Consider the following 12,020-nt stretch of genomic DNA (forward strand, 5'->3'; position numbering starts at 1 on the left):
ATTTATTAGTGCTTACATTATGATAACAAAGGGATTTTAATTTTTTCATTTTCATAAAAACAACAATTTTGAAAGAAAACTATTCAGCTGCAAATATATGAAAAAAGCTAGATAGAAGGCTCTATCTAGCTTATGAACTACTTTTTGAAAACACATTTTCCGTTTACATAGGTTGCTACTACTTCCACTTTTAATAAGTCTTGTGGATGTCTTGCAACAATATTTCTATCTAAAACGACAAAATCGGCCAAATTGCCTACTTCCAACGTTCCGATATCTAATCGACTTAATGCTTTAGCGGCACCACTGGTATGCGCCTTTAATGCTTCAACAATAGAAATACGTTGTTCTGGCATTAAACATGGTTTCGGTATCTGTTTTTTAGTTTGACGGGCTACTGCATTAAACATAGTTTCAAAAGGAGTCACATTTAATACCACTGGCGTATCCGTCCCAAAACCAAGCGTCGCACCTTCTTCTAAGAAGGATTTGAAAGGGAACATATGACGCGCTCGCTCTGCTCCAACTTCTTCATCTAAAGTTTCATATCCGACTAATAAATGACTTGGTTGAACAGAAACAATGAGGGAAGATTGAGCCGTTAATGGAAGGTCTATAGGATCCATCACTTCTAAATGCTCAATCGTATTGAACTTATATGGTGCGTCAAATGGAGTTTCTTCTTGTGCCTTTTTAAAATTTTGAAGCGTTAAAGCAATGGCTTTATCGCCTACCGTATGAATTCTCATAGGCCATCCTTCTTTATTGGCAAGAAGCGTTAGGCGTTCCATCTTTTCTTCTGTTAAGAGTGGCCCACCGACGTCTCCTTCAAAAAATGGCATCGGATACGGTTCTTTTAAATAAGCGGTATGCGAACTTGTCACTCCATCATAAAATTGCTTTACACCACCCATTTGAAGCATTTTGGAACGGTATTTTTTGTACAGTTCACGGTTTTGTTCTACTGCCTCGCGCATCGCTGGGAAGAAGCTTACACGTACTGTGGCCTCTTTTTCCACTTTTGCGTAAAGCTCAGGATATACAATATCATCAGGACTCTCCCCCGTTAAGGCTACGTCCCCAACTGCCGTCACACCCATTTGGTTTAAGTATGACATATAATTCTTTAATGCCTGTTCTTCATCGTTTTTATAAACAGATAATACTTTTGATAAATAATAGATGGCTTTTGCTTCAAGAAATACTCCTGTAAGCTTGCCGTTTCTTAAAACTGCTTCTCCACCAATGATTTGTGGAATAGCTTCTGGTGTTAATTCGAGTATTTCTAGCGCCTTTGAATTAAACCAAATCGTATGAGCATCCCCTGCAATTAAACAAATAGGAATTGTCTTTGAAGCTTTATCAAGGTCTTCTTTCGTTGGCAAAATTTGCTGTCCAAAATCACTTGCATACCAACCAATTCCAATCTTCCAACCATTATATTCAGGAATGGATTCCGCTTGTGTGACCACTTCATCAATAGAGGCTCCCCCCACAGCTTTCATTTTCCCTAAATGGATTAAGGCAGACAAATATAAATGAACATGCGCATCTATAAAACCTGGAGTCACTAATTGATCCCCTACATCGATAACTTCCCCTACTAGAGTAGTATTGTAATCCAATCGGTTCACAATCACGCCATCTTTGATTTCTAAAGTCGCAGGTACTGCTTCATTTGTATCGCCAATAAAGATATTCTTACTTTTTAAATAATAGTGCATACTATAACTCCATCTTGAAATCTAAAAAGGCTTCATTGTATTTTGTTATCCATTCATTTCCTAAGAACTCATAATGTTCCAAAGATTGGATAACTTCTTCTGACGGATAGAACGTCTCATCTGAAGTTACTTCTGGGGCCATCAACTCTTTGGCTTTTTCATTTGGAGTTGCGTACCCAACAAATTCAGCATTTTTAGCAGCATTTTCTGGACGTAACATAAAGTTAATAAAGGCATATGCCCCTTCAATATTCACTGCTGTGTGGGCAATTGCAAAATTATCTGTCCAAACAGCACTTCCATCTTTTGGTAAAATATATTGGACGTTTTTATTCTCTTCAGCTACTGCAGCTGCATCTCCTGAATAACCCATCCCAATCGGAGCTTCTTCAAGTTTCATCATGGTTTTAATTTCTTCATTGAGAACTGCGCGAACATTTGGTTTTAATTGTTTTAATTTTTCCTCAGCTGCTTTTAATTCAGTTTCATCCTTTGAATTTAATGAATAGCCCAAGGATTGGAGAGCCATCCCTAATGCTTCACGATTTCCATCCAATACAAGAAGTTTGTTTTTAAACTCTTCTTTCCATAAATCTCCCCATGATTGGATACTTTCGGGATCGATGTACTTCGTATTCACCATAATCCCAACCGTTCCCCAGAAATAAGGAATCGTGTATTGATTTCCTTGATCAACGGGACTATTTAATAAGAAAGAAGAAATATTTTCTAGTCCTTTAATCTTTGAATGGTCTAATTTTTGAAGTAAATTTTGATTTACTAATTTGGTAATACTTGATTCACTTGGAAAAACTAGATCGTATCTAGTTCCACCTTGTTTCAATTTAGCTTCCATCGCATCATTGGAATCAAATGTTTCATATACCACTTGAATTCCAGTTTCTGCTTCAAATTCTTTGATTAATTCTGGGTCGATATAATTCCCCCAGTTAAATAGGAACAATTGTTGTTGTTCTGAAGAAGAACTCAATTCTTCTTTTGCCTCTTTGTTTTGAATAATATTTTTTACTCCAAATAAAATAGCTACCATTGCAAGGATAGCAATCATTAAAGTGACTAGTCTTTTCATTTATAACCCCTTCTCATTAAAAAACTGCTTTTAACAAGATTCAACTCCAAATTAAAAGCAGTTTCATTATTATTTTGATTTAACGTAGTTTTTTCCGTTCGCAGCTGGCCCTTCAGATTTACCAATGAATCCTACCAATACAATAATAGTAATCAAATATGGAGCAATCGTCAAGCCTACTGAAGGAATATCTTTAATAACTGGAATGTAGTTTCCGATAACCCCTAAACTTTGAGCAAGACCAAAGAGTAAAGCGGATAACATCACACTCACAGAATTCCATTTACCAAAGATCATCGCTGCCATTGCAATAAACCCTTGACCCGCAATGGTTGTCGCAGAGAAGTTCAGTGTAATCGATTGAGCAACAATAGCTCCTCCAATCCCTGCTAAGAACCCTGAGATTAATACTCCTGCAAAACGCATATGATAAACATTAATTCCTAATGTATCAGCTGCTTGAGGATGTTCCCCAACCGAACGTAGACGTAATCCAAATTTTGTTTTATTTAAAATCATCGAACAAATAAAGGCTAACCCAATTGCTAAATATGCTAAAAGGAAAGTGTCTGTAAAGAAGATTTGACCGATGATAGGAATCGAACTAAGAACTGGGATTGTCGTCTTCCCAAAGTAGTTCGTAATAATCTCCGTTTGTCCGAGTTCGTTATACAAAAGTCTGCATAAAAATACGGTTAAAGCGGGTGCAAGTAAGTTTAACACCGTTCCTGAAATAATATGATCTGCACGTAAGTAAACAGTAGCTACAGCGTGAATCACCGAATAGCATGCTCCAGCAAGTGCCGCAACAAGGAGCGCTACCCAAGGTGTCCATGCGCCCAATTGTGGTGCAAATGCTAGGTTGAAAACTGCAGATGCAAAAGCACCTATAACCATCGTTCCTTCAAGACCAATATTAACAATCCCACTTCTTTCAGAAAATACACCACCAAGTCCAGTTAAAATAAGAGGCGTTGAATAGATAAGCATATTTCCGACAATTACTTGTAATAGTGTGACTAAATCCATATCTATTTACCCCTTTCTTTTCCCAAAACTTGGAAATTTATCGACAATCACTTGCATTAAATAGTTCGCCCCAACGAAGAAAATAATAAAGGCAACTATAATTGAAACAACCTCCGTTGGAATTTTTGCAAGTAGCGGCATAGAAATTCCACCAATCCGTAAAATTGCAAATACTAATGAAGAGAATAAGATTCCAAATGGATTACTTAGACCTAGTAGCGCTACCGCCATTCCATCCCATCCAATACTTGGTAAGCTTTCAGAAGCAAAAGCATGTTGGAAAGTTCCTAACCCTTCCATAACTCCTCCAAGACCTGCAAGACCACCAGAGATTAGCATCGCTAGAATAATGGTTTTCTTTGCGCTCATACCGGAATACTCGGCCGCGTGTTTATTTAGCCCTACTGTTTTCAATTCAAATCCGGTCGTTGTCTTATTCATTAAAAGCCAGACAACAAACACAGCAGCTATTGCAATGAAGATTCCACCATGTAAGGTAGATTTGCTCGTTAATTGATATAAGAAAGACATTTTTAAGCTAGCGGCTTCTGGAACGGATGCAGTAATTTCTGCTTTTTCTGTTAGAACTTCACGGATCACATAATTCACAATATGCAATGCCGTATAATTCAACATAATCGTCACGATAACTTCACTCGTATTGAAGTAAGCTTTTAAATAACCCGCAATCCCTGCCCATACAGCACCTGCAACCATCCCTACAAGAATACATAAAGGAAGTAATACGATTTTAGGTAAATCTGGGAAAAGAAGTCCTGTTGTAACAGAAGCAAACCACCCCATCAATGCTTGACCAGCAACCCCGATATTAAAGAACCCTGCATAACTCGCAAATGCAAAACCTAATGCAACAAGAATGAGTGGTGTAGCTTGTCTTAAAGTTTCACCAATATAAAATGGTTTTCCAAGAGAACCTTTTAAAAGAGCTGAATATCCTTTAACGGGATCAAATCCAAATACTGCCATAATAATGGCTCCCACTAATAGCCCTAAAACAACTGAAAGGACAGGAATAATCACTTTTTTATAACTCGTACCTTTCATTTTATAACTCCTCCTGTTTCATGGCTCTTACTTGTTCTCTTGTAGAACCAGCCATTAATAATCCTAATTCTGTTTCATTTGTTTCCTTAGTGTCTAACACATCCACAATTCTGCCTTCATACATAACGGCAATTCGGTCCGCCACGTTTAAAATTTCATCTAGTTCAAAGCTCATTAGCAAAACTGCTTTCCCTTTATTTCTTTGTTCAATAAGGCGTTTATGGATATATTCAATCGCGCCAACATCCAATCCTCTAGTTGGTTGTGCTGCAATTAATAGACTTGGATCACGCTCAATTTCACGAGCAATAATCGCTTTTTGCTGATTTCCTCCTGAAAGGGACCCAGCCGAAATAGTAGGACTTGGTGTACGAACATCAAATTCTTCAATTAATCGTTCTGCTAAATCGACAAATGCTTTTTTATTGAGAAATCCATTTTTTGAGAGAGGCTCTTTATAATAAGTTTGAATTCCAATGTTCTCATCTAAGCCCATTTGCAATACAAGCCCATGTTTATGACGGTCTTCTGGAATATGACCCAGCCCCGTTTCAGTTCTTTGTCTTGTTGGCAGATGTGTTAAATCTTTTCCGTTTAATTCAATTAAACCCTCTTCAATTTTTCTTAAACCTGCAAGAGCTTGAATGAATTCTGTTTGACCATTTCCATCCACCCCAGCAATACCAACTACTTCACCATGGCGAACTGTTAAATCCAGACCATTTACCGCATTAATTCCACGACTATCCTTTACAACTAAATTTTTAATTACCAGTGCATTGGTCGTTGGCTTTGATGCTTCTTTTTCCGTTTTAAAGGAAACTGAACGACCAACCATCATATCTGCTAGTTCCTGATTTGAAACAGTTCCCATTTCTACGGTCCCAATGACATTTCCACGTCGAATAACCGTACAACGATCAGCCACAGCTTGAATCTCTTTAATTTTATGAGTAATTAAGAAAATCGATTTCCCTTCTTTTGTTAATTGCTTCATGATTAAAATCAATTCTTCAATTTCTTGTGGCGTTAATACAGCTGTTGGTTCATCGAAGATTAAAATATCTGCTCCACGATAAAGAGTTTTAAGTATCTCTACTCTTTGTTCCATCCCAACAGAGATGTCTTCTATTTTAGCATCTGGATCCACTGCCAAGTGATACTTTTTAGACAACGTTAGAATTTCTTCCTTAACAACATTTTTATTGATAAATCCAAATTTAGTTTGTTCTTTCCCCAGAATAATATTCTCAATAACTGAAAATTTCTTAACAAGCATAAAGTGTTGGTGAACCATCCCAATTTTTAAACGGTTCGCAGTATTTGGTGAATCAATTTTCGTTGGAACACCATTGACTTTAATTTCTCCCTCTGTTGGTTCTAATAAACCAGAAAGAATATTCATTAAAGTAGATTTTCCTGCCCCATTTTCTCCTAACAACGCATGGATTTCACCTTTCTTTAACGTTAAATCAATTTGGTTATTCGCAACAAAATCCCCAAACTTCTTCGTGATTCCTTTCATTTCAATCACAAATGTATCTTGTACCACTTTTCTCACCTCATAAATGATCTATGTATAAAAAAGTAGGAGTGAAGAAACATTCATTCTCTTCAACTCCTACTCCTCTCATTTTAATCGTTTGATTTTATTAAGGTTTCGCAGGAACTTCTTGTTTTCCGTCGATAATTGCTTTCTTGTACTCAGCAACTTTTGCCTTAACCTCTTCTGTTAATTGACCATCTGTTAACCCAACACCACCATCTGATAATCCGTATACCACTTGTTCTCCACCATGATAGTTTCCTTTAGCAGCATCATCCGTAAATTTCATTAATGCTTGTTTAACACCTTTTAAAGTTGAAGTTAATGTTACATTACGAGAATCATTGATTTTACCTTCTGCTTGTTGGTCTTGGTCTACTCCAATTACCCAAATTTTACGATCTGGATTTGTTTCTACAATAGATTTAGCTGCTGCAAACACACCTAAACCAGCACCACCAGCTGCCGCATAGATTACGTCAAAACCAGAAGCATACATAGCTTCTGCTAAAGATTTAGCTTTTGCTGCATCAGAGAAAGATTCAGCATATTGAATTTCAACAGTTGCATTTGGGTTTACAGCCTTAACACCTGCTTTGAATCCCGCTTCGAATTTGTCAAGAGCTGGTCCGTGCATTCCACCGATGAAAGCTACTTTATTTGTTTTTGTTGTTAAACCAGCAGCAACTCCAGCTAGGAACGCAGCTTCGTTGTCTCTATAGTTAATGGAAGCTACGTTTGGTTGTTCTACAACACTATCGATAATCGCAAAGTGTGCTTCTGGATTTGCTTTTGCAGCTTCTTCAACAGCCTTTTGTAATTTAAATCCAATTGCAAAAATAATATTATAATCATTTAACACTGCAGTATTGAGGTTAGTTGTGTAATCAGATTCTGACTTCGAAAGAATGTAATCTACGCCATTGCCTTTTGTCTTACCACCATTGTTTTTACCCCATTCTAACAGACCTTCCCAAGCACCTTGGTTGAAAGATTTGTCATCAACTCCACCAGTATCTGAAACCATTACAGCTTTAAAAGTATCATTTGATCCTGAATTTGAAGCGGTCGATGATGAAGATGAGTTAGTAGAAGAACCACCACATGCTGCTAATACAGCACTTGCACCAATAGATAAAGCGAATAAAGCAAAACTCTTCTTAATTTTCACAATAAAAAACCTCCAATAAATGATTTACTACAGTCATTCTATCATAAATAAAATGAAAATCAAGATAAATCTTTCTATTGGAGGTGATTTTATAGAGAAATGTTCGTGTTTTACATTTCTAAGTGTTTGTTTCAGTCATTTCGGAAGCATCGTTTTCACTGAAAACATGAACATTTACTTTTCTTCCTTTGCTTCCATCTGCAGGTCCAACATAGCCACGCGCTTCTAATTCATCAATCATACGCGCTGCACGGTTGAATCCGATACGGAATCGTCTTTGTAAATATGAGGTACTAATTGTTTCTTGTTCTTTTAATAATTCGATGACTTCGTAGAATAATTCGTCTTCTGGTTCACTACCACTGCCAGTAGATGTATTTTCTGAAGGCATCATCGCTTCGTCATATTCAACTTCTTGCTGATTCTTCACGAAATCAACGATACGTTCTACTTCTTCATCCGTTAAGAATGCACCTTGTACACGAATTGGTTTATTTTCACCCATTGGCATATAAAGCATATCCCCACGACCTAGAAGTTTCTCAGCACCATTGGCATCGATAATCGTACGAGAGTCTGTACCGCTAGATACCGCAAAGGCAATACGAGAAGGAACATTAGCTTTAATAATCCCTGTAATAACGTCAACAGATGGACGTTGTGTTGCAAGAATCATATGAATTCCGGCAGCACGGGCCATTTGCGCAAGACGAATAATCGCATCTTCTACTTCATTACTTGCAACCATCATTAAGTCCGCCAATTCATCTACAATCACGACGATATAAGGAAGTGTTGGATTATTTTCGCCTGTTTCGCGGTTATATTGTTCGACATGAGCGTTATACCCATCGATATTACGCATTCCCATTGAAGCGAATAATTCGTAACGTTTTTCCATCTCAGCTACTACTTTTTGTAAAGCTTGAGCTGCTTTACGAGGATTCGTTACAACCGGAGTTAATAGATGTGGAATGCCATTATACACATTCAACTCTACCATCTTTGGATCAATCATCATCAGTTTCACTTCATGTGGCTTTGCCTTCATTAAAATACTTGTGATAATGCCATTAATACATACGGATTTACCAGAACCTGTTGAACCAGCAATTAACATATGTGGCATTTTAGTAATATCACAAAGGCGAACATTCCCAGAGATATCTCTTCCTAATGGTACATCTAAAGGTTTTGGAGATTGAATCGCTGATTGAATGACATCGCTAAAGGATACAAAACTTGTTTGGCTATTTGGAACTTCAATCCCTACATAAGGCTTCCCTGGGATTGGCGCTTCGATACGAATATCTTTAGCAGCAAGTGCGAGTGCAATATCATCACTCAAGTTTACAATCTTACTTACCTTCACACCGATTGCTGGTTGAATTTCGTATTTTGTAACGGCTGGTCCTAGCATTGGATTCGGCATAACTTTAGCATCCACCCCGAAACTAGCAAACGTTCTTTCTAAAATACGCATGTTGCGTTCCACAATCGTCCGTTCGTTTGATTGATCCGATTGTTGAACAGGATTCAGTAGGGTCACTGGAGGTAATTGATAATCTTCATCATTTTCCTCACTACCCATTGCTAAGTCTCCAATATCTTCCCCATCATCCTCAAATTCTACTTCCTCTTGGATAGAGTTTTCTTGATGTTTTGAAGCGATTGGCGATGGACTTGAAGCTACTGGTGTTACCGGAGAAACTGGACTTTGAGTGACTACCGGTTCACCATATACAGGTTCATTAAATTCCATCTCTCCTTCTACCATTGATTCATCTTCATAATCGTCAAAGAATACATTTTTCATTCGGTTTAATAAGGAATGTTCTTTTCGTTCTTCCTTATTTGGTTCTTCTACTGGTAAAGAATCACCCGGATGGATTTCTGAATTTGGAGTAAATAAATCCTCTTCTTCAAGTGCTTTTTGTTTGGCTTCTTTTTCTGCTTTTTTCTCAGCAATTTTTTGAGAAAGATTCGATACGTGAGTTCGAACAAAATTCATAACATCACTTAAATGAATATCAAAAATAAGTAAGGCACTGCACACTAGAAGTAAGAATACTAATAAATAAGTTCCCCATTGAGATACAAGGAAATAAGTTCCTGCATATAGAAGTGTTCCAATGAAGCCTCCCCCAAGATTTTGAGAAATCGTATTGGATGTAAAATCAACCATAAATCGGTTCATCATCTCTTGAAATAAAGGAGATCCCGAACTCGTAAAACTACTATAGGTCATTACCGAGACAAATAGGAGTAAGGCAATACTTGAGCAAACTGCTGCCACAGTCCATCTCCAAATAATTTTAGGCATTCGTCCTCTAAAGAGCATTCCAAATCCGGCAAGAATTCCACAAACTCCTCCGAACACAAATAAATCTCCTATAAAGAAACGAATGACGTTTGCAAAAAATTTGCCCAAGAATCCTAGTTGAAATATAGCTAATAGACAATAGACAATCAAAAATACCGCTAACGCTTCTATAGATAGTAAGGGATTTGCGTTTTGAGAATTTTTACTTCTCGACGTTTTTTTCTTTGTTTGTTTAGCCACGTTCTTCTCCTTTCAAGTCTACTAATTGATTTTTGTCATCAACAATCATAATGCCATGGAAAATTTGAATATCACATTCACAAGGAACACAATAATCTGTTTCGTTACAATTCCAGAATGCAACAGAACAAGATCCTTTCTCACGTTTTTCTGGATAGCTTTTTTCAAATTTTTGATAGAGAGCCTGATAGGCACAAAGAGCCTCTTCAATCTCATCAAATTCTTCTGTCGAAACAATCATCTTTTCCCAGTCTTCAAAAAACCACCATGGTTCATCATGACCAGCTGTTTCAATCACTTTAAACATGTTTTCACCTCGTATCTTAGTATACCAAATTTTAGGAAATCATGGTAATCTTGTTTCATAGAGATGACAAATGAATCATCATTTAAGGAGGTATTTCTATGATTACTCGACAAATTCGCGTCTGGGGACGAGTTCAAGGTGTTGGCTTCCGTTTCTTCACACAGCAACTCGCTATTCAACTAGATATTACTGGAACGGTCCAAAATAAAATGGATGGTTCTGTCTTAGCCGTAGCTCAAGGCGAGCCAAACGCTGTCAGTCGCTTTATCGAACGTGTAAAAGCATCCACTTCTCCATACGGACGCGTCGACCGATACGAAGAATGCTCCTTGTTGGATGCACCTCTTTTTACAAAATTTGAAATTATATAAAGAACATTGCTATTTCAACGAAACCCGTGTAAAATAAGTCATGTTATTAAATGAAAAGGAAAGTGATTATGAAACTTACTAAAAAGACTCAACTGCTTTTCGTTGCAACTGTTCTTCCACTACTATTAGCGGGATGTACCGTGCAATATAATGCAGATCATCAACCCGTTGGATGGCTCTATGAGTATCTAGTCGTCCCAACACAATGGTTATTAAATCAAATTGCTTCTATGTTTAATGGGAACTACGCAATTGCGATTGTTATCGTTTCAGTTCTAGTCCGTGTGGTATTAATGCCAACACAATTCCATCAAATGAAATCAATGCTTGTCCAACAAGAAAAGATGGCAGTTTTGAAACCATATATTGCAGAAATTACTGCTCGTGCAGAACAAGCAGCGACTCCTCAAGAAAAACTAGAAATTCAACAAGAACAAATGGAGTTATACAAACTAAATAACGTCTCTTTAATGGGCGGACTTGGTTCTGGATGTCTTCCACTCTTAATTACACTACCAATTTGGAGCGGATTATATAATGCAATCTTGCTATCTAACGAGATTTCAAGCAGTGACTTCATGGGAATTGCCCTTGGAAAAGAATTTGTTCCACTAGCAATTGCTACCGCTGCTCTATACTACATTCAATCTCTCGTAAGTCAAATGGGAATGGATGAAGAAACAAAGAAACAAAGTCGTTCTATGAACTATATTTTACCAGTAATGATGTTTATGATGACTTTCCAATCACCAGCAGGGGTTGGTATTTACTTCTTCGCTTCCGCTTTAATTCAAATCTTACAATCTTGGATTCAAAACACATACTTACGTCCAAAAATTAAAGCTCAAATTGACGAAGAGTTAAATCATGATAATGTAGTTTTACCAGAGCGTAAAACATCAAGCAAACCAGTACAAAATGCAACGCAACAAGAAACTTTTGCAAAGCGCCAAAATAAACCAGGTGGAAGAAACGCTGGAAAACAACAACGAAAATAACGATTAAAGACCCTTGAGAAATTTCTCAAAGGTCTTTTTTCATGCAAGATGGTTCAAGCATGAACCGTATCACAAATGACACACCTCATATTTTTCGACTGCTTTTGTATCAAAAATGATATGTATCATTTTTGATACAACTGAACTTTTCCAACT

10 protein-coding genes are annotated in these 12,020 nt (G+C 37.2%); 2 read left to right on the forward strand and 8 right to left on the reverse strand.

Going from position 1 to position 12,020, the window contains the following annotated elements; all coding sequences use genetic code 11:
* Positions 1–137: 137 nt before the first annotated feature.
* The 8 genes from ACO5V7_RS03915 to ACO5V7_RS03950 all read right to left on the reverse strand — a co-directional run bounded on the left by ACO5V7_RS03915 (position 138) and on the right by ACO5V7_RS03950 (position 10,495).
* Positions 138–1,724 (reverse strand): amidohydrolase, encoded by a 1,587-nt coding sequence (locus ACO5V7_RS03915; RefSeq protein WP_485485132.1) that lies wholly within the window; start codon positions 1,722–1,724, stop codon positions 138–140.
* Between the two features lies 1 nt (position 1,725).
* Positions 1,726–2,814 (reverse strand): ABC transporter substrate-binding protein, encoded by a 1,089-nt coding sequence (locus ACO5V7_RS03920; protein WP_298729480.1) that lies wholly within the window; start codon positions 2,812–2,814, stop codon positions 1,726–1,728.
* 69 nt (positions 2,815–2,883) lie between these two features.
* Positions 2,884–3,843 (reverse strand): ABC transporter permease, encoded by a 960-nt coding sequence (locus ACO5V7_RS03925; protein WP_298729481.1) that lies wholly within the window; start codon positions 3,841–3,843, stop codon positions 2,884–2,886.
* Positions 3,844–3,849: 6 nt separating this feature from the next.
* Positions 3,850–4,908: an ABC transporter permease gene (locus ACO5V7_RS03930; protein WP_485485133.1), complete on the reverse strand. Its 1,059-nt coding sequence runs from the start codon at positions 4,906–4,908 to the stop codon at positions 3,850–3,852.
* Position 4,909: 1 nt separating this feature from the next.
* The gene (locus ACO5V7_RS03935; RefSeq protein WP_485485134.1) at positions 4,910–6,460 is read right to left on the reverse strand and encodes an ABC transporter ATP-binding protein; all 1,551 of its coding nucleotides are present in this window, start codon (positions 6,458–6,460) and stop codon (positions 4,910–4,912) included.
* A gap of 100 nt (positions 6,461–6,560) precedes the next feature.
* The gene (locus tag ACO5V7_RS03940) at positions 6,561–7,619 is read right to left on the reverse strand and encodes a BMP family lipoprotein (protein ID WP_485485174.1); all 1,059 of its coding nucleotides are present in this window, start codon (positions 7,617–7,619) and stop codon (positions 6,561–6,563) included.
* A 124-nt stretch (positions 7,620–7,743) separates the two neighbouring features.
* Positions 7,744–10,188: a DNA translocase FtsK gene (locus ACO5V7_RS03945; protein ID WP_485485135.1), complete on the reverse strand. Its 2,445-nt coding sequence runs from the start codon at positions 10,186–10,188 to the stop codon at positions 7,744–7,746.
* On the reverse strand, positions 10,181–10,495 hold the full coding sequence (locus ACO5V7_RS03950) for a DUF1033 family protein (protein WP_485485136.1): 315 nt from the start codon (positions 10,493–10,495) through the stop codon (positions 10,181–10,183). The genes ACO5V7_RS03945 and ACO5V7_RS03950 overlap by 8 nt, the downstream gene beginning before the upstream one ends.
* A 98-nt stretch (positions 10,496–10,593) precedes the next feature.
* On the opposite strand from ACO5V7_RS03950, the gene ACO5V7_RS03955 reads away from it, so the two are divergent.
* Both ACO5V7_RS03955 and yidC read left to right on the forward strand, forming a co-directional pair.
* Positions 10,594–10,866, forward strand: a complete 273-nt coding sequence (locus ACO5V7_RS03955; RefSeq protein ID WP_485485137.1) for an acylphosphatase — start codon at positions 10,594–10,596, stop codon at positions 10,864–10,866.
* Positions 10,867–10,934: 68 nt separating this feature from the next.
* Positions 10,935–11,864 (forward strand): membrane protein insertase YidC, encoded by a 930-nt coding sequence (yidC, locus tag ACO5V7_RS03960; protein ID WP_485485138.1) that lies wholly within the window; start codon positions 10,935–10,937, stop codon positions 11,862–11,864.
* Positions 11,865–12,020 lie beyond the last annotated feature (156 nt).

This window comes from Granulicatella sp., from assembly GCF_057274575.1.